The sequence below is a fragment of the Mucilaginibacter gracilis genome, assembly GCF_003633615.1.
Taxonomy (GTDB): Bacteria; Bacteroidota; Bacteroidia; order Sphingobacteriales; family Sphingobacteriaceae; genus Mucilaginibacter; species Mucilaginibacter gracilis.
Genome location: NZ_RBKU01000001.1, coordinates 4,047,220 through 4,064,872 on the forward strand (window position 1 = coordinate 4,047,220; position 17,653 = coordinate 4,064,872).

The 17,653-nt window shown below is 40.4% G+C and carries 21 protein-coding genes and 1 tRNA gene; 15 read left to right on the forward strand and 7 right to left on the reverse strand.

Features of this window, described 5'->3' with window-relative positions; all coding sequences use genetic code 11:
- The first annotated feature begins 17 nt into the window (after positions 1–17).
- The gene (locus BDD43_RS17990; protein ID WP_121198976.1) at positions 18–2,906 is read left to right on the forward strand and encodes an outer membrane beta-barrel protein; all 2,889 of its coding nucleotides are present in this window, start codon (positions 18–20) and stop codon (positions 2,904–2,906) included.
- A gap of 52 nt (positions 2,907–2,958) precedes the next feature.
- On the opposite strand, the gene BDD43_RS17995 is transcribed toward BDD43_RS17990, so the two are convergent.
- On the reverse strand, positions 2,959–3,480 hold the full coding sequence (locus BDD43_RS17995) for a GNAT family N-acetyltransferase (RefSeq protein ID WP_121198977.1): 522 nt from the start codon (positions 3,478–3,480) through the stop codon (positions 2,959–2,961).
- Positions 3,481–3,803: 323 nt separating this feature from the next.
- On the opposite strand from BDD43_RS17995, the gene BDD43_RS18000 reads away from it, so the two are divergent.
- From BDD43_RS18000 to BDD43_RS18010, 3 genes are all read left to right on the forward strand, one after another.
- Positions 3,804–3,890: transfer RNA gene (locus BDD43_RS18000), tRNA-Ser, on the forward strand.
- 250 nt (positions 3,891–4,140) lie between these two features.
- A complete protein-coding gene (locus BDD43_RS18005; RefSeq protein ID WP_121198978.1) occupies positions 4,141–5,355 on the forward strand; it encodes a site-specific integrase in 1,215 nt (404 codons plus the stop codon).
- A gap of 195 nt (positions 5,356–5,550) precedes the next feature.
- Positions 5,551–6,258, forward strand: a complete 708-nt coding sequence (locus BDD43_RS18010; protein WP_147425680.1) for a hypothetical protein — start codon at positions 5,551–5,553, stop codon at positions 6,256–6,258.
- Between the two features lie 4 nt (positions 6,259–6,262).
- On the opposite strand, the gene BDD43_RS18015 is transcribed toward BDD43_RS18010, so the two are convergent.
- The 5 genes from BDD43_RS18015 to BDD43_RS18035 are packed head-to-tail and all read right to left on the reverse strand — an operon-like array spanning position 6,263 to position 10,488.
- Positions 6,263–6,571 carry a hypothetical protein gene (locus BDD43_RS18015; RefSeq protein ID WP_121198980.1) on the reverse strand — a complete coding sequence of 103 codons (309 nt, stop codon included), beginning with the start codon at positions 6,569–6,571 and terminating at the stop codon, positions 6,263–6,265.
- A gap of 11 nt (positions 6,572–6,582) precedes the next feature.
- A complete protein-coding gene (locus BDD43_RS18020) occupies positions 6,583–7,353 on the reverse strand; it encodes a hypothetical protein (protein ID WP_121198981.1) in 771 nt (256 codons plus the stop codon).
- Entirely contained in the window at positions 7,350–8,009 is a 660-nt protein-coding gene (locus BDD43_RS18025; protein ID WP_121198982.1) for a hypothetical protein, read from the reverse strand. Before BDD43_RS18025 ends, BDD43_RS18020 begins: the two co-directional genes overlap by 4 nt.
- 15 nt (positions 8,010–8,024) lie before the next feature.
- A complete protein-coding gene (locus BDD43_RS18030) occupies positions 8,025–9,506 on the reverse strand; it encodes a DUF3883 domain-containing protein (protein WP_121198983.1) in 1,482 nt (493 codons plus the stop codon).
- A 1-nt stretch (position 9,507) separates the two neighbouring features.
- Entirely contained in the window at positions 9,508–10,488 is a 981-nt protein-coding gene (locus BDD43_RS18035; protein ID WP_121198984.1) for a hypothetical protein, read from the reverse strand.
- A gap of 119 nt (positions 10,489–10,607) precedes the next feature.
- Between BDD43_RS18035 and BDD43_RS18040 the strand changes: the two genes are divergently transcribed.
- From BDD43_RS18040 to BDD43_RS18055, 4 genes are all read left to right on the forward strand, one after another.
- Entirely contained in the window at positions 10,608–11,387 is a 780-nt protein-coding gene (locus tag BDD43_RS18040; RefSeq protein ID WP_121198985.1) for a hypothetical protein, read from the forward strand.
- Between the two features lie 172 nt (positions 11,388–11,559).
- On the forward strand, positions 11,560–11,856 hold the full coding sequence (locus BDD43_RS18045; protein ID WP_121198986.1) for a helix-turn-helix domain-containing protein: 297 nt from the start codon (positions 11,560–11,562) through the stop codon (positions 11,854–11,856).
- 110 nt (positions 11,857–11,966) lie between these two features.
- On the forward strand, positions 11,967–12,233 hold the full coding sequence (locus tag BDD43_RS18050; RefSeq protein WP_121198987.1) for a helix-turn-helix domain-containing protein: 267 nt from the start codon (positions 11,967–11,969) through the stop codon (positions 12,231–12,233).
- On the forward strand, positions 12,230–12,541 hold the full coding sequence (locus BDD43_RS18055) for a hypothetical protein (RefSeq protein WP_121198988.1): 312 nt from the start codon (positions 12,230–12,232) through the stop codon (positions 12,539–12,541). The genes BDD43_RS18050 and BDD43_RS18055 overlap by 4 nt, the downstream gene beginning before the upstream one ends.
- On the opposite strand, the gene BDD43_RS30150 is transcribed toward BDD43_RS18055, so the two are convergent.
- Complete coding sequence (locus tag BDD43_RS30150) at positions 12,533–12,706, reverse strand: hypothetical protein (RefSeq protein ID WP_162847110.1); 174 nt, start codon at positions 12,704–12,706, stop codon at positions 12,533–12,535. The two genes, BDD43_RS18055 and BDD43_RS30150, sit on opposite strands and share 9 nt — an antisense overlap.
- Positions 12,707–12,947: 241 nt before the next feature.
- On the opposite strand from BDD43_RS30150, the gene BDD43_RS18060 reads away from it, so the two are divergent.
- From BDD43_RS18060 to BDD43_RS18090, 7 genes are all read left to right on the forward strand, one after another.
- Entirely contained in the window at positions 12,948–13,361 is a 414-nt protein-coding gene (locus tag BDD43_RS18060; RefSeq protein WP_121198989.1) for a plasmid mobilization protein, read from the forward strand.
- Positions 13,358–14,248, forward strand: coding sequence for a relaxase/mobilization nuclease domain-containing protein (locus BDD43_RS18065; protein ID WP_121198990.1), 891 nt, complete (start codon positions 13,358–13,360; stop codon positions 14,246–14,248). The genes BDD43_RS18060 and BDD43_RS18065 overlap by 4 nt, the downstream gene beginning before the upstream one ends.
- A gap of 49 nt (positions 14,249–14,297) precedes the next feature.
- On the forward strand, positions 14,298–14,975 hold the full coding sequence (locus BDD43_RS18070) for a hypothetical protein (RefSeq protein ID WP_121198991.1): 678 nt from the start codon (positions 14,298–14,300) through the stop codon (positions 14,973–14,975).
- A gap of 88 nt (positions 14,976–15,063) precedes the next feature.
- Positions 15,064–15,243, forward strand: coding sequence for a hypothetical protein (locus BDD43_RS18075; protein WP_121198992.1), 180 nt, complete (start codon positions 15,064–15,066; stop codon positions 15,241–15,243).
- A gap of 68 nt (positions 15,244–15,311) precedes the next feature.
- Entirely contained in the window at positions 15,312–16,052 is a 741-nt protein-coding gene (locus BDD43_RS18080) for a DUF4184 family protein (RefSeq protein ID WP_121198993.1), read from the forward strand.
- The gene (locus BDD43_RS18085) at positions 16,053–16,502 is read left to right on the forward strand and encodes a hypothetical protein (protein WP_121198994.1); all 450 of its coding nucleotides are present in this window, start codon (positions 16,053–16,055) and stop codon (positions 16,500–16,502) included.
- A 253-nt stretch (positions 16,503–16,755) separates the two neighbouring features.
- Positions 16,756–17,646: an RHS repeat-associated core domain-containing protein gene (locus BDD43_RS18090; RefSeq protein ID WP_121198995.1), complete on the forward strand. Its 891-nt coding sequence runs from the start codon at positions 16,756–16,758 to the stop codon at positions 17,644–17,646.
- Positions 17,647–17,653 lie beyond the last annotated feature (7 nt).

Sequence of the window (17,653 nt, forward strand, 5' to 3'; positions counted from 1 at the left end):
TCAATTATAAGTATATAATGATAAAAAAATTACTTTTACTTTTTGTTATCTCATTAACAACGGCAAACCTTTTCGCCCAAAATCGTGGGAACGGGGGCCGGGGTAATACTCCCGCTGCGCCGCCCGTGCTGTTTCGCGAGGTGAGCGGAGTAGTGAGGGATACAAGTGATAATACCCTGATAGGTGCCACAATTACATTAACATCCCGTAAAGATACCTTGCGTACCACTACCAATGCCGATGGTGTTTTTGTATTAAAAAACGTAAAGCTGGCTACTTTTACTTTAACCATTAGCGAGGTTGGCTTTATTACATCGGTACGTAAATATTTACAAAACGATGCCGTTAAAAGGCTGGTGCTTGAACCCATCATATTAAAATCGAGCACTATTATGATGAACGAGGTAAAAATTAATGGTACGCCAAGTATTGTTTACAAGGTAGATACCGTTGAGTATAAAGCCAGCGATTATAAGGTGCGCGACAATGCTACTATTGACGAGCTGTTGAAAAAAATGGAAGGCTTTGAAGTAGGATCTGACGGGACGGTAACACACCAGGGCCAGCAAATTACCAAAGCCAAATTAAACGGTAAAATTTATGCCAGCGGCGATGTGGCTACAGCCATACAAAACCTGCCGGCAGATATTGTTGAGAAAATACAGGTAGTTGATGATTACGGCGACCAGGCAGCCCGAACCGGCATTAAAGATGGCGACCCTCAAAAAGTACTTAACATCACAACCAAGGCAGATAGATCGGTAGGTACAACGGGTACCTTAACAACCCAATACGGAAGCGACGACAGGTATAACGCCAATTTGTTTGTGCAGCGCATTAATGCCAACCAGCAACTGGGCGTAATTGCCAATATACGTAACACCGTTAACGGAGTGGCATCAAGCGGCGTTGCAGGTGGTGCAACCAACGGCGGCGGGGGAGGTACTGGTGTTGGCGCGGGAGCAGCTGGAAGCAGCAGCCCCGGTACCACAAAATCTGGCGGACCACAATTAAATTACCGCGACCAATGGAGCAAAAAGGTACAGGTTACGGCTGGTTATGGATATAATTTTTCGGACAATAATTCGATTAACCAGAGTTATGGAACCAACTACTCCGACAAAGGAAATAGCAACTTTACCGATAAAAGTACAGCGCAGCGCAATAGCCGAAACCATAGCTTTAACTTTGAATTGGATTATACAATTGATAGCGCCAACTATTTACAGGTAACGCCAACTTTTACGTATGCAAATTCAAGCAATTCGTCAAATTCATTTACCGATAATTTTAACAAATACGTTACCGGTTTTGAACATCCGGTGGTACAAAGTTTAAGCAGTTCGATAAACACGGCACCTAATTATAGCGGTATTGTGTTTTATCAGCACATATTTAAAAAGCCTCGCAGAAATTTATCTGTTCAGTTTAGTGTTAACAAAGCAAATACCGACGCAGATGGCGAAAGAAATGCCGATACCAAAAACTATGCCGATAGCACCACTAACGTTGTTGTTAAAGATTCAACTGCGCACTTATTCACTTTCCGAAACAGTATCAATACTACATATAGGGCGAGCTTTACCTATGTTGAGCCGTTTAGCATCTATTCGCAGTTTGAATTTAATGGGCAAACCAGAAGGTCGGAATATAACAACATTGCTACCACCGATACCGTGATTAACAATCAACTGGTTGACGTAACCAGATATGACAATATTTACGATTACTCGTTTACCGAAACACGCCTAACCTTTAACTACCGGTTTAATGGTATTAAATGGAACTGGTCTTTAGGTACAACGCTTGTACCAAGTTCATTGCAGGGTAAAAAGCTTGATAACAGCAGTCAAAACACATACGGATCAATACGTAACGATTTTAGGGCCATTCCAGTGTTTCGTTTCGCTTATTCGTGGTCGCGTACCGAGCGGTTTACGTTGGCATATGCTGGCACCAATACCGAACCAAGTTTCCAACAGATACAGCCATTTACCGACAGAACTAACCCTGATAACTTAATTGTTGGTAACCCCGATTTGAAGCCATCCTTTGCACACTCAATTACGGCACAATACAACAACTACATCGCTAACTCAAAGCTAAATTTTTCCTTTGGCGTTAATTATACATTAACAGATAACCAGATTGGTTCTAACAGGTTGTTTTTTTCTGAGCCTATCGGCGTAAAAAAAGGTACTAACGGCGCTCGCGATACGGTACTCTATAAAACCATATACGAAACCCATTACGTAAACTTCAATGGTTCGCACGCCATAGTTGGCCGCTATAACATTGCCAAACAGCTTGACGATCGTCGCTATAATCTATCCTTAAACGGCAACATTACCTACAGTTATAATGTTGGTTTTAGCAACAATGTAGAATACCACAATACCAACTGGCGGTTTGACGAGCGTTTTGGTCCGAGATTAAACCCAACCGAATCGATAGAGATTAACCCTTATATTGGTTACGATCTGTCGCGCTCGTTCACTTCATTAGCTACCGCTATGTCAACATCGGTGCAAACCACATCATTAGCTGTAGATGGTCGCTTTTATTTCTTTAAAACCTGGCAGGTTAACTATAATGCAAGCAAAAGTTACGTTACAGGTTTAGGTAACCTAAGTACCAATCCGTTAGTTATTAATGCAGGTTTCGAAAAAGAATTTTTTAAAAAGAAAAGCCTGGTGTTAACCCTAAATACTTACGATTTACTGCACCAAAACAATTTTATACAGCAAACATTAACCACCGGAGGAGTAACCAATACCCTCTCGAACTCGTTAAGCCGCTATTTTTTAGTTGGTATACGTTTAAGACTGCAAAAATGGAGCGGCGCGCCAACACGTAACGGCAAGAAAATGAATCGCCGTGGCGATGGTAGTTTTATTTATGAATAGAAACACAGTTAAAAAAAATGAACGGGGAAATGCATATCTCCCCGTTTTTTTGTTATAGCTCTTTTTTCATCAAAACATCCTTTTGCTTATCGGTACCAAGCATAAAATAATGATCGCTAAAGCGGGAAAATCCATGTCGTTCGTAAAAACGAATGGCGTTTACATTTTTTTCGAAAACGCCCAGCCAGATGTATTTATAAGCCTCGCGTTTTGCGGTTGCAATAGCATAGTTTATCAATTGCTCGCCAAACCCCTTACCCTGGTGTTTAGCTAAAATATAAATACGCTCAATCTCAAAGCCATAGCTGTCTTGAAATTCGGTTTGGGCATCGCCAGTGTTCAATTTAACATAACCAACCACCTCGTTATTATAAACCGCAAAGTAAAACGCAGAACCAGGTGTATTTAACTCCATCTCTATTTTTTGATGCGTAAAACTAACGGCAGCATAAGCCTCCATATCGTTTGCATTATTAATAGCCGCGAAAGCATCAAAAAACGTTTTTTTGCTTAATTGCAACAAAGCATCAGCCTCAGTGGCATTTACCTTGCGGATAACAATACGATTATTCATTTGATGGGAACGGAGGTAATTTAAACGGATTAACTACAAAAGGCATGTAATGGACTTAAAAAAACAACAAGCTTTACGCCGAAACTGAACAAAATACGCCGAAAAAGCAACTCATCAACAGCAAGTTGTTCAAGTTTTTGGGCCCATATGAGCAATAAAAGCCGGTTTTACCAAAGGATTTAAATTTTTAAATATTTACTTAATAATTTAGTAACCAAATGTTTATATAGTAATTCTTGTACAAAAAAAGCTCTTTTTATGGACATTAAAAAAAAGTTAACATCAAATTTGCCAATTCAACCGGGATTTGTACTTTTGACCCCGGAGAGTTGGCAGAGTGGTCGATTGCGGCAGTCTTGAAAACTGTTGACTTGTTAAAGGGTCCTGGGGTTCGAATCCCTAACTCTCCGCGAATAACCCTGTCAAAAACAGCTAAAAGCCTGCAAATCAAATGATTGCAGGCTTTTCTTTTGGTGCCAAACCCCCAATTTATGCACCAATTAGCAACAAAAAAGTGCGTATTTCGGTGCGTCATTTTTCACTAATACCCTACGCACCGAACATGATATATCTAATTGAATATCAACCAGTTCAATAGTTGAACATCTTGTTTGCGATTGATTGCAAGCTTAATTTTGTTTCACTTTTAACATCATTGTTATGAAAACTAAATTCAGTTTGTTATTCTATATCAGAAAGCCAAAAAATTATGTTGGCGGCCCCATACCTGTATGGGTACGTATTACTGTAAACGGCAAACGTTCCGAAACGCCATCAGGCCGGGAATGTGAGCCAGCCCAATGGAACAATGCGGCAGGCCGCCAAAAAGGCACAAAAGAAGAAGTAAAATCCTTTAACGCTTATTTAGACGACCTGCAAAGCAAAGTTTATGAGGCCCACCGTCAGTTGACCGAAACGGATGCGCTTATTACTGCGGAAACTATCCGCAATAAATTCATGGGCAAGACCGAAAAGCCCCGCTCCCTAATTGCCATCTTTAAGGAGCATAATCAAAAGATGGAAGCCCTGTTAGGCAAGGAATACACCAAAGGTACGTTGTGCCGCTATAAAACCTCTTTAAAACACACACAGGACTTTTTAAAGTGGAAGTATAACCTGACCGATATTGACATTAAGCAGGTCGACCACGCCTTTATCACGGAGTATGAGTTTTATCTGCGTTCCGAAAGAAAATGTGCCAATAATTCCGCTGTTAAATACATTAAGAACTTTGGTAAGATTATCCGTATTTGCCTGGCTAACCGCTGGTTGACCTACAACCCGTTTTTAAGCTATAAGAACAAGATCAAAACCGTTGACCGGGTTTATTTAACAACAGAGGAACTACAGGAAATGGCGGTTAAAGACATGGCCACAGACCGTTTGACACAGGTGCGTGATATTTTTCTTTTTTGCTGTTTTACAGGTTTGGCTTATGCAGATGTGAAGAAGTTGCGCAGATGGGAAATTGTAACCGGCGTGGATGGCGAAAAATGGCTTTCAATCAACAGGCTAAAAACCGATGTGCCATCACGCATCCCATTATTGCCAACAGCTATGACTTTGATACAACGTTATGCCGATCACCCGCATTGTGAGAACAGCGGGCGCGTTTTACCGGTATTGAGCAATCAGAAGATGAACAGCTACTTAAAAGAGATAGCGGACGTATGCGGCATTAACAAGCCCATCACCTTCCATATTGCCCGCCACACCTTTGCAACCACGGTAACGCTATTAAACGGCGTACCGATTGAAAGCGTATCCAAGATGTTAGGCCATACCAACATTCAAACCACACAGCACTATGCTAAAATATTAGATATTAAGGTGGGTGCCGATATGGCTTTGCTCCGGCAAAAGTATTCAGGCTAATGCAAACTTTCCACAAGAACTAAAGCCACTTTCGGGTGGCTTTTAAGATAACTTCAGCTTTTTTGTGCTATCTTTTGCCAGTTTAAAACAGACACATGCAGGACTTAAATTTAGAATTACGATCAGAGGTTTTGGGATATTCCCTGCATCTGGAAGAGGGTGTAAATAGTCTTTTACTTCTTAACCTGGGCATACTTGATGGTGGCAAATCGACCAGGCTTTTTGGTAATCTTGCGCCGAAATGGTGTGGTCTCATTCATCATAATCTCCAGTAATAAAGCAGGTATTAGCTTTAAAAACAAGATTGATTTATTATTTGATCTGGAAGTGTTTACAAAAGCTGAAAACGCTGAAATGGAGTTATTGAGCGTCTTTAGAAATAAATTACTCCATGATATCTCATTTAGCAGTTTGCTGTCGGTCGTGCAACAATTGGACAGTAGTTTGAAAACGAAGTTTAGAGGGTATTTCGAAGATAAAGGCAGCATAGACGATGAAGTACATTGCAAGCGGGCATTAGCCAACATATTCCTAAAAAATATTCAAACCATCCGGTTCAAGGTGCAGCATTTAAGAGAACTAAATCAAAGTAAGAACGAACTAATACAGGAAAATCTAAAAATAAACTTGCAGCATATTGATGTCTTCTATGATTTTACCGATGAGATATGCATAAAAATAGAACAATCAAACTTGGAGCATCCTGATTTGGCCAATCTTGCAGCTGACCTATTGGTATCAATTGAAAAATTTCAAAAACTATTTTCCGGAGTAGAAAAGAAGGTCTTTAATTTTGATGTTTTTGCCAGTCTGTTCGGACTAAGAAAAATGGACGAGGCACAGAATGCTGAGCTTAGGCTGCTGCATGATGCTTATTTTAATGCAAGGCAAAAAAAATCATAATCCTTTATTCAAATTCTTCAATTAAATAGGCAATTACGGATATACCTGCACTATCTGCCATAAAGTTGATAGTCGTTTTACCCGACAGTTTTTCATTGGTGCGGGTAATATGGACATATTGCGTTTTTTTCTTAAACGGAATTGATTTATGTTCATCCAGGATCTCTTGCGGTGTAAGTATGTATTTAGCTATTAACGTTTGCATAAATTCCTTTAACCGTTTCTCCGAAAGATGATTAACACTTACTTTACACTCGAAAAGCGTCTTCAAATGTTCAGTGCATTTAATCTTCCAATATTGTTTGCTCTTCATTAGTTTAAGTTTTAGCCCTTATTGGGTTGAAGTATATCATGGGCTATATTTAGTAAAACCGTCTGCTGTTGATCGAGTTTATTTAAGCGGCTCAATATCATATCATAGCTTTGCACACGCAACCATGTTTTTAATGCTACAATTACAATCGCCAATGCCGCAGGCTCAAACGGTACTATTGCGCCTTCGAGATTTTCCCAATGGTATTCATCAGACTGATAGAGTTCTGTAAGTTCCCCCAACCGTTCAAGCAGGTTTGAAAAACTATCCAAACCAGAGAATTTATTTGTATAAACACCATATCGTGTATCGTTTAGCACTTGTAGCACCAAGCTGTAGGGGATGTTTAGTCCTGGAACCCTACCGGAGTACGGTCGTTCATTTTCATTACCCCATGTATAATTGAATTCCCCCTCAATTTTCTGGCTATAATCAAACCGTTGTAAATTAGCATAAAACGAATCCTCATCATCATATGAATTGAGTGGTATTTCTTCGCTATATATACGATCACTATTATTTTGAGCGCATATGCTACATAGACGCCATATCGGCATTCCTAACTGTCGGTAAGCTTCCGACGAACGGGCAAATAAATCCCTGGCTTGCTGGGGGGCTAATATAGCTTTGTAAAGTGCTCCGATTAACCAGCAGCTCGCTGCAAAGGGCAATTTTTGGGTTTCCGCTCGTTCACTTAAAGCCTCCGCATATCCGGTATAAGCATCTGCAATATTGCTAACATCATCCGTATTAAGATTTAAAATTTCGGTATATCTGCTCATGATAAGATCTCCCGTATATTCGACAATTTTTCAGGCTCCTGATAGCTTGAATTGGTAATTGTTTGAATAGAAGCCGGTATTCTACCTGCCTTTAAGTCCCTTAATGCCGAGGGGCCATTATAACCAATTGCTTTCTCAATTTGAACTGATGGAATTAGGATTTTTGCCATAATTTCTCCCTGTCTGAAATAAGGCTGGTAGTCCCTGTAAACGTGTAATTCCCTGATTTCTTCAGAAAACTGTTCCATTTCTATTGCTTTTTTTCCAATTGTTATTAAGTATGCATAAAAAATATAGCCCGTAGATTTAAAATTATCAGTAGCAAATCTCAAAGCCGTCATAAAGGGAGGAAAAAACAGATTTTGTCTTGACTTCCAATCACGCTCTACCACGCCCGCCGTTGTGGAGATAAAGGGTGTTACATCGCCGAATTTAGCTTTACTATATTTGGAAAGCGGATTGCCTATGGGCACGGGTTTGTGGTAATGGTTCAAATGCAGCTCTGCATTGACGCTGTTCAGGTGTAACTTAATTTCTGCCGGGGTGATTTCTCCGGCTGTTCGCCACCAGTTGGATAGCAAACCATTATCAACGATGTGCTGCGCTTTAATGGCATCCAATCCGTTTATTCCCTTTAACACTTTCTGAAAAACCATGATTTATACAGTTTATTATTCTTTCTTTAAAAACACCTGGTAACTAATCGGTTTAAACAATAACTGACTTTCTATATCTCCTGATATTTTGTAGAACTCACCAAAGTTGCTTTCCGCATCATATTTAAATATCCTGTAAATATGATACTTACCTTTGCGAAACTTTGAAAATTCAATTTCATTGTCGCTCAGATAGAATGGGGCATATTCGTTGCCGGTTGTTGTTTTGACTTCTATGTATTTCTCATTGCCAAACTCGTCGTAAGAAAGAACATCATAGCCCATGCCGTCTTTCACAATGTCCACCAAGTCCGCTAAATCCGTTTTTCCTTTTAAATTGAGTTCGGCAATTTCATATTGTTTTACAAGCCCCTCACCAGCGTCACCCAAATCCTTTTGATCTTTGGCTTTCTGCACAAAGTCAACATCAACTCCCTCAAAAGTCTTTGGTGTTTGTGGTATATCAGATTTACCATCTTTGGGTTTATCCCTGCAAATAAGCGTATCCTTAAATAATTGGCTTGGAATATCCGCGCCCCAAAGCGCATCCACCGTAGCGTCATACCGTTCCAGGTTGTCCCGGATAAACTCAACACATACGTCAATCAATGATGTCCAATTTCCGGCTAATAATTTATCGAACGGTATAGTGTTCCATTTAGCGGATTGAGGTATCAGGGCATCTGCCAACTGGATTTGTTTATTGCTCAGTTTTGAATCCCGTGTTCTTTGGCAATCAATTTTATACACAAAGGCATTGGTACTTGGATGTACATCAATGCCAAATGTAAAAAAGACATCTTTCCCCTTATCCGTGTCGCGATAAATCTTTATCCAGGTATAAGGCTTAAATATTGCAGCCTGTATATTTATCCCATCATTTTTCGTCCAACCCCGCTGGCTCCAATACCTTTTTCCATCCGATTGAAATCCAGCTAATCTTTTTACAACCTGATTGCCCAAATAGATACTTTTGTTCCATACCGTATTCATCAGCTTATTCTTCGCATTCACATGCTCGCTTTGTTTGGGGTCGTATGACTTGTATTGCCATTCTTTAAAAAAGTCAATTTCTTCCTGGGTGAAAAAAACTGGTTCTTCCGATGTGCCGGTCGTTATGTCAAGCTTAAAAAACTGGTTGTAATTTTCTTCGTTTTGCCAAAAGATACGGCTGGCATTAGCTTCCTCAAAAGCGTAAAGATCTTCCCTTAACTGTTTAATTTTACCTTTACCTAAACTTTGTGCAAGCTTATAAAAACCATCTCCATGATCGTTTATTTTTTCATTTTTATAAATAGCTAACGCGCTTACTAACGGCCTTTTGTGCTGGTGCTCAAATTCCGAAACCTCCCCCAAAGTTATACTTAGTTGATGCTGTCCGTATTCGTTGCTTAGGTCAAAGCCAAGATTACAGTCTTTTACTACATCACTGTAGAAAACGAATTTATCCTTTGTTCTTGCTGCGTTAATCAGGTATTCTCTTACTTTAGGGTTCATACTATCTTCTGTTTTTAATTAGACAAGGAACAGCAACAGATTCCGGTATAAGCACATTATTGATAAAATCTTCAATAAGATCATTTTCTTTCTGCCACATTTCTGCATATCCCTTAACCATGTCTGCATGTTGCCCTGCTTCACAAAATCCGGTTGCAATTCTCAAACACTGCCTTAGTATTTTTTTGTCGTCCAGCGTGATATTTTGGAAATTCTGTTGTGCTACCCCGATCATTACATCGAGGATATAGGTTATCCTGATGACCGGGTGAGGATGCGTACCTTCCTTATAATAGATTTCGCTATATTTCTCCTCTAAATACATAAAATAGGTAAAAATACTGGCTGTGGTCAACGCCAGTATTTCAGTGGCATAAGCTTCATCACGATATTGTTCAGGTAACTTATCCCAATATTCGAGGATTACGAATATTAGCCTGTGTGCGGCATCAATATCCGCATCAAACTCTAATGAATGGTGGAGGCTGGAATAATTCGCGACAGTTGGCCCTAAGTTTATTTCGTCCAGATAATTGGTTAAAATCGGAGATTTCTGAACTAAGTGGGCCCTTTCGTGATAGAAAGTAAAGTATGTGGCCAATTGATACATAACATACTCCAATGGAGTATCAAAAGAAGATGCCAAACGATCATAGGTTTCTTTCAGCTCGCTTTGATCGAATACTTTATTGTTTACATAAAGCAAATTGTATAGGGTTGATATTAGCCCCTTGTTTATTTTAATTACATAATAGGAATTGCCCATTCCTGCCGCCGCATTTACAGTGGGTAAATTATTAAAATAAATCTTTGCGGGCTGTATATTAAACTCCGTACTAAATTCGGAAAGTGCCTTTTGGCAATATTGGAAATAACGGTTGTAGATTTCACCTATCGGATCGGCTGCATAGTCGTAAATGTCCGCTTGCGGAATAATTCTGCTACTGACCAATTCATCTGTGATCGCTCGATAATTGTACATAAGGCGTGGTTAGGCTTAAATAATTAATGCAAAGTATACATTTTATTTAACGATCGGTACACCGCTACGTATTTAAGAAAAAGTTAAGATTGCTTATTTTTGAGTAAATCCACTTACTTATGAGCGTTAACTATTTTAAACCCCGTGATCGTTTTGATTTTTCAAAGGATACACTGGACATTGGCAATCCCTTACAATGGGATCGTAAACATTTTTTGAAGCACCTTTTTAAAAGGGTTTTTGCGATCAGTGAAAACCGTATAGTAGAATTTTATCAACGTCACCTGGCTTATTACTTGGCAAAACATACCGATGGCAGTGAAGAAGTATTCTTTAAATATTTATGGGGTTTGATCGAAAGGCAATTAAAAGTATTGATGGGAAAAAACATTTACGATAAAGACCACATCGAAAACGAGCGGCAGATCAGGCAGCTTAACCTATTTACCGACATGCTGATCTCTGTTGACCGCTGGAATATTCACAAATCCAACGATACGGTCATTGCACAGCAAGAGTTTGAAATCATTACGCTTAAACAACAGGTGGCAGACTTAACAGCGGAACTGAAAGAGGCCCGCCAGTGGGACGGTTATATTATAGTCAGAGATGGTCAGGGGTTGGCTGTACTTGATCTCTGCATACAAATGCAGGAACTGAAAGCCACGGATGGTGAAGAATTGTTGATCACGCCTGCACAGAACACCTGGGCAAAGATGATCAGCAAGTACTTTAGGGAGATTGATGAAGAAAACCCAGGTCAACTAAAAGAAATTAAAGTAGACAAATTAAGGTATTATTTGCGAGGCCTTGATCCTAAAGATTTGCTAAAACGGGAGAATGAAATACCCGCAAAACACAAACTATACACGATCACACCGAAAAAAAAGGGCAAATAATCCTTTATGTTGCTGATCGGCATCTTCAAAAGCAATAGTCCTGTATCAAATTGATATAGAGTATTTTAATACTCTGCTTCAGGTATAGCCAAACCCCTTCAAATTTACCACGCAGTCGTCGTGGTAACAAAAAGACAGTTCCATAGCATTCTTTTGTTCCAAAACAAAGGCTATGGAAATTATCAACGAACAAGCCCTTAGGCAGTGCGTCAAGGATGCAGTAAGGGCAGAACTACAGCAACATTTTAAAACAGCGGGCAGCCCAAGCCGGGCAGCCGAAGAACGGCTATTGTCCAAACAGGAACTTGCCGCCGATTTAGGCGTGTCGCTCGTGACAGTGACCGATTGGATGAAAAAGGGCCTGCCCTTTCTGCGCCTGCATAAACGGGTTTATTTCAAAAAGAGTGAGGTGCTGGAAATCATGCAGCAAAACAGCAAGGTTAAGAAAGGAGGCCAACCATCATTGTAAACCAGTCGCTTACAGACAAAATTAGGGGACACCCCATACAAGTCACCAAGCAATAAAACATGACTTGTACAATTTGCACAAATATTATTCATCATCAACATATATCAGCTATGACAGCAATTGAAATCGTGACCAGGGAAGATTTAAAACAATTTAAAAGTGAATTATTAACGGAGATCAAACAGCTTGTTAAACCGGAACAAGGGCAAGCTAAACAATGGCTTAAAAGCGCAGAAGTACGTAAGCTACTGAACATCTCACCGGGCACCCTGCAAAATTTAAGGATCAACGGAACGCTTAGGTACACTAAGATCGGCGGGATGATTTACTACAAATTGGAGGACATCACCAAGCTATTAGAGGGAGGCCAATCATGATACCGACAGCAATCCAACAGGAAGCAGCCGACTATAGCCGATGGGTCAGGCGCATGAGCGCAGACAGCAGAATACTGGCTACTCATGTAAGCCTGTTTGCGGGCCTGTTCGTTTGCTGGCAGCGGAGCGGATTTGAAGATCCGTTTTCCGTTAACCGGAAAACGCTAATGGCTTACAGCCGCATCGCATCAGTAGCGACCTATCACAAATGCATCCGGGAACTGGACGAGTTTGGGTATATCCGTTACATGCCATCCTACCATCCGACAAAGGGAAGTTTAATTTACTGGCCGGATTGGTCAGGCTAAAATTGCACCCCCAGATGCAGCACCAAAGGTGCTTGCATCTAAAAGAACAACGGGCAGATTAGCAATACCGCAGGCGGTATGCTGAAAGCCCGGCACCCGCAAGCGGGTGTTAAGCAGTACCGGCGGCAAGCCGACGGAAAGAACGGGCGGCACCTTTGGTGCCACCGTTTAAACAGTCCGATAATCGCAAGAGCGATTATCGAAGAACCGCGAAAGCGGCAGGCCGCTTTTGGCGGGGCAGCACCTCTGTATATATGGCGATAGCCATATATACAGATAGCGGAACAGGCCCTTGGCCTGTAAGCGGAGCCAGCTATGTTTCGGCCATGCCGAAACTTGCTGGCCCCCGCTCATGCTATCGCATTCGGGGGGATTTTTTCGAGAATTTTTTAACGAATTGAAGCTTATGGAAAGTGCAGTTAAAAAGACAACAAGTACAAAAGACCTGGCCCCGGTGGGCCGGGTTAATAAAGGCGGCCGCCCGAGCGTACCGCATAAGCGGCGCAGTAATGTGAGCGTAATGTGTACGCTCATCGAAAAAAAAGTCATTGAGGCCAACGCGAAACGTGCAGGCATGAACGCATCCGTTTTCCTGAGGAACCTGGGATTGAATACGCGGATAGAGGTCAGGGTCAAGACACTGCCCAAGCCGGTTTTGGAAATGCGCGGTACGCTCAATCACATTGCCGCCAACCTCAACCAAATTGCCAGGAGGCGCAACCGGGGCGATGACTTGAATGCAATGGAACGGGCTTTGCTCGATCAGGAGGTGCGAAGCCTGCGGAGCTTAATTAAGAACATTAACGCCTATGTATCATGATCGGAAAAGTCGGCACAGGTAAGAGTTTCCGGGGCGTGCTGCATTACCTCTTTGAGGGCAGGCGACAGGAAAGTAAAGAACGGCAAATGCAGGAACTTGAAAAAAAGCAGGTGGAGGTCATCGCCTATAACCAATGTTTCGGCACTCGTTTGGAGTTGGTACGGGAAATGATCGAAGTAGCCAAGTTAAACCCTGACCAATCCAAACCGGTGTTTCACTTTTCATTAAGCTTCGCCCACAGCGATGCCGGGAAATTAGGCTTGCAGGACAAGATCGACATGGTAGAAAAGCTGGCAGAAAAATTTGATTTTAAAGATCACCAGTATGTAGTAGTAGCGCACAAAGATACCGATCATGAGCATCTGCATATCGTCGCTAACCGTATCGGCTTTGACGGCAAGACAGCCAGTGACAGCAATAGCTATAAGCATGTGGCCGAGTTCGCGCGGCAGATGGAACTGGAATACAAATTAGAAAAGGTGTTAAGCCCGAATAAATTTTTAAAACCGGAGCAAAGGGTCGCGCAAAGCCAGCGTGTTGACAACCGTAAGGAAGCTTTGAAAAAGCACTTGTGGGCCGCCATCAAACAAAGTAAAGATGTACAGCAGGTCAAAAAATATATGGAGCAGCAGGGCTACGAAGTGGAGTTAGGTCGGGGTATCGCTTTTACGGATTCACAGCATGTGCGATTTAAAGGCAGCCAGGTTGGCTACGCCCTCATGGATATTGAGAAGAAGCTAAAACAGGAACAGCTTTTACGTCAGCAGCAGGAGCAAAACAGGCAGGCACAATTACTAAGACAACAGCAGGATGAATTAAAGAAACAGCAACAGCAGGAAAAGGAACAACAGCAACAACATAAGCATACGCCGAGCATTGGCCGTTAACCTGCGCTATTGCAACAATGAACAGATAATAAAATTTAATGATAACATCATGAAATCAAACGAAGAAACCCCAATAGATGAAATCACCTTAACATCCGTGTTAAACGAGCACGCCACTGATTTAAAGGAGATCAAAAGTTTTATAAAAGAACAACAGCAGCAGATCGATCAAAAGAATGCGCTTATTGCAGAAAAGGATAATCATACCCAAAAACTGATTAGCAACTTTGAACAGAAATATCAGAAGATTGAGGTCACCTTACCACCACCGAGTATTTTACCCATTTCCCAAATTGCCAGTGAGGGTATGACTGCCACGAGAACTGCCGTCATACAGGTACTGCATGAACTGTTTTCCAAAAATAGGATTTTGGTATTGCCGGAGGACGCTGGGAAAGGTTTTTTAAAGACTATGGCTAAGCGCAGTATGTACTTAACTGCTATAGCTATCGTTGTTGGCCTCGTTAGTTGGTTCGGTTTCAGATATTGGTATAGGGACAGCCAGAACAGCCGCTACCGTAAAGCCTGGTACTGGAATTATTTGATTGCAGATAGTTCTAAAAGGCAGAAATTACAAAGCCAGCTGGACAGCCTGAATGTACCGGCGATCAATCAATATCGAACGGATAGTATAGAACGTTACCTGGAAATTCAGACAACGGAATTGCGGATTAAACAATTGGAAATGGAGGCGGACAGTTTGAGGAAAATGAGGGGCAAGCCTTGATACTTGTCACGCGTTTAAGCCCAACACTTTCAATTACGAAGCGCTTTTGGTAAAACAGAAGTAATTAATTATATTTGAATATTACGAAATGAAAGGAGTAAGTATGCCTATTGTAGTGAAAAAATTGAAAACGATAAAAAGTTTTGGTTCGGGGACTGTTAGCGATTACGTTAAAAGTCACGGCAATGAGCAGTTTTTTATCAAAAAATTAGAAGAAGCCACACAGACCCTTCAAAGGGTTGGATTGCCTGGTCAAAATAAGAAATAAAACATTTAAAAATCATAACAAAGGCTGGATATTAATCCAGCTTTTTTTTTGCCTATAAAGTAAGAACCATGCCCTTTACCTTTTCCCATCCTGCTATTGTTCTGCCATTGAGGTATTTACCTAAAAGATGGGCTTCATTAACAGGTCTAATAATTGGTAGTATGGTGCCTGATTTTGAGTATTTTATACGCATGAGGGTTAAAAGCATTTATAGCCACACATGGCCGGGATTGTTTTGGTTTGATCTTCCGTTAGGTTTGATAATAATCTTTGTTTATCAGATATTAATTAAGGATAGGGTTATTTTACATCTGCCAGTAGCATTAAATCGACGGTTTTCACGGTTTAGAGGCGTCGATAAACAAGGTTCATTTTTACAATACTTATTAATTGTTATTCTTTCTATTTTAATTGGGGCTGCATCACATATTCTTTGGGACGGATTTACACATCCGAATGGCTATTTTGTGAAAGTGATGCCAGTCCTATCCGATACAATACACTTAGGAGAACACCAGCTATTCGTTTATAAAATCATTCAGCATGGGAGTTCAATAATCGGAGTAATAGTTATTGTATTGGCTGTTTACACTTTGCCATTAGGTAATCCCAAAAAGAACCATCATGTAGTAGTTTTTTGGGTTCAAATATTTGTTATATCCATTATCATACTTGCAGTTAGGTTAATGGCAGGGCTTTCTTATCATCAATATGGCAATGTAATAGTTACAGTAATAGCGGGTGGATTTATAGGTTTAATCATTACATCAATAACAATTAATTTAAAAGCGATAATTTCAGATAAATAAATGGAGATAAGTATTTATATCGATTTATTAAACGGATTAGAATTTGATAAGCTTGAACAAAAACTAATGGAGATGCCTTTTAATGTAATGGAGGATATTATAAATAGGTTAGCTTATGATTCTGTTAAAGAGGAAAGCAATTTATTGGTTTATACCTTTTTATATTACCTGCTTTGCAAGCATGAAACTTCAGAACTACACTTCTTAATCAGTAAATTAATGGGTGTTACACTTAATCACATTAGGAACGCCGAATCAATTGGGCTATATCATGGTTTGCAAGCTTCCCGCCTCGATCCTGATAATATAGATATTCTTGAATACTTGCTTTATTACAATCAGATACCCGAGAAACCACTAAGCGATAAAATTGCCATTTCATTTGCAAAGCAAATAATAGATAAACGTCCGCAAAGCGTGGCAGCTAAAATGAGGATAGGACTATTTTAATTCCTTCAGGGCAAAATAACGAACTACTTTTTTCAATAGATATTTTATTGCTATTTTGCCCTTTAATAACTAATTGAAGTGTTGGAACTATAACAGGTTTATTTAATTTTCAATGATTGATTTATCAGAAAGACCCACATTTGGGTTAACTAATAGTTACTTTTGGTGTGTTTTATCCAGTTACAATAGAAATCAGATTTTTAGTTGGTTGCAACTACGAATTTTCGGCAGCCCGATGGGCTTATAGGTAGTAATTACCCTCTGCGATTATGGCTCGCGCTTTTACGATCCTGTGATAGCGAGATGGGGACACATTGATCCGAAAGCAGAGTTATATTTCCAGATTACACCTTATGCCTATGCAGCTAATACCCCGGTTAACGCTATTGACCCTGATGGCCATTTAGTAATTTTCGTGAATGGTCAGCATGCAGGTTCAGGTGGAACTCCTGGGTATTGGGGAGGCTTTAATAGAGCGGTGCAACAACACTTTAATGATTATAATCAAAATTATGCAGACAATTATGTGTCTGGTGGCTCTACTGATGTTTATATGAAAGGTGCTGTAAATGGTGCATTATATATTGATGGAGGATTAGGTGGGTGGAGTAACACGTTCAATCATTGGGGTTCAACACCATCTAATTTGAATGTTGATGATAGATTAGTGGCTGGATATGAGCATTCTGGAATTGATGTAGGTGATTTAATAAATAGTTTGCAAAGAACAAATGGTGTTATAACTGAAAGTATTAAAGTTGTAGCTCACAGTATGGGTGCGGCTTATGCAAGGGGGTTAATTGCTTCAATTGTTGAATATGTTAAAGCGCATCCCGAAGAAACTCGTGGATTAAGTATTACAGAGTATGATTTTGCAGCATTCCAGCAAAATGAATTACCTGCACCTGATCAAGGAGTAACACTATATCAATTTGACAATAAAGGTGATGCGGTTGTGGATGGCACATTTGGAAGAATGAACAATAGCCATCATGCACATGAAAAGGGCCGGGATGAAAAAGGAAGCAATGATAATGTTAACCCCAAAGGCGGGCATTCCATAACGGACTTTATGAAAGCAGTAAGCGGTCTCGCACCAGGAAAATACAAATATGAAAATGGTCAATTTGTTAAAACAGATTAATTTATGA

Coding starts and splice junctions, on each gene's coding strand:
- BDD43_RS18055 (WP_121198988.1), top strand. CDS start 12,230: ATGATACCGACAGCAATCCAACAGGAAGCAGCCGACTATAGCCGATGG.
- BDD43_RS18045 (WP_121198986.1), top strand. CDS start 11,560: ATGGAAATTATCAACGAACAAGCCCTTAGGCAGTGCGTCAAGGATGCA.
- BDD43_RS18075 (WP_121198992.1), top strand. CDS start 15,064: ATGAAAGGAGTAAGTATGCCTATTGTAGTGAAAAAATTGAAAACGATA.
- BDD43_RS18085 (WP_121198994.1), top strand. CDS start 16,053: ATGGAGATAAGTATTTATATCGATTTATTAAACGGATTAGAATTTGAT.
- BDD43_RS18015 (WP_121198980.1), bottom strand. CDS start 6,571: ATGAAGAGCAAACAATATTGGAAGATTAAATGCACTGAACATTTGAAG.
- BDD43_RS18025 (WP_121198982.1), bottom strand. CDS start 8,009: ATGGTTTTTCAGAAAGTGTTAAAGGGAATAAACGGATTGGATGCCATT.
- BDD43_RS17990 (WP_121198976.1), top strand. CDS start 18: ATGATAAAAAAATTACTTTTACTTTTTGTTATCTCATTAACAACGGCA.
- BDD43_RS18040 (WP_121198985.1), top strand. CDS start 10,608: ATGAGCGTTAACTATTTTAAACCCCGTGATCGTTTTGATTTTTCAAAG.
- BDD43_RS18005 (WP_121198978.1), top strand. CDS start 4,141: ATGAAAACTAAATTCAGTTTGTTATTCTATATCAGAAAGCCAAAAAAT.
- BDD43_RS18035 (WP_121198984.1), bottom strand. CDS start 10,488: ATGTACAATTATCGAGCGATCACAGATGAATTGGTCAGTAGCAGAATT.
- BDD43_RS18070 (WP_121198991.1), top strand. CDS start 14,298: ATGAAATCAAACGAAGAAACCCCAATAGATGAAATCACCTTAACATCC.
- BDD43_RS18065 (WP_121198990.1), top strand. CDS start 13,358: ATGATCGGAAAAGTCGGCACAGGTAAGAGTTTCCGGGGCGTGCTGCAT.
- BDD43_RS17995 (WP_121198977.1), bottom strand. CDS start 3,480: ATGAATAATCGTATTGTTATCCGCAAGGTAAATGCCACTGAGGCTGAT.
- BDD43_RS18080 (WP_121198993.1), top strand. CDS start 15,312: ATGCCCTTTACCTTTTCCCATCCTGCTATTGTTCTGCCATTGAGGTAT.
- BDD43_RS18060 (WP_121198989.1), top strand. CDS start 12,948: ATGGAAAGTGCAGTTAAAAAGACAACAAGTACAAAAGACCTGGCCCCG.
- BDD43_RS18020 (WP_121198981.1), bottom strand. CDS start 7,353: ATGAGCAGATATACCGAAATTTTAAATCTTAATACGGATGATGTTAGC.
- BDD43_RS18050 (WP_121198987.1), top strand. CDS start 11,967: ATGACAGCAATTGAAATCGTGACCAGGGAAGATTTAAAACAATTTAAA.
- BDD43_RS18030 (WP_121198983.1), bottom strand. CDS start 9,506: ATGAACCCTAAAGTAAGAGAATACCTGATTAACGCAGCAAGAACAAAG.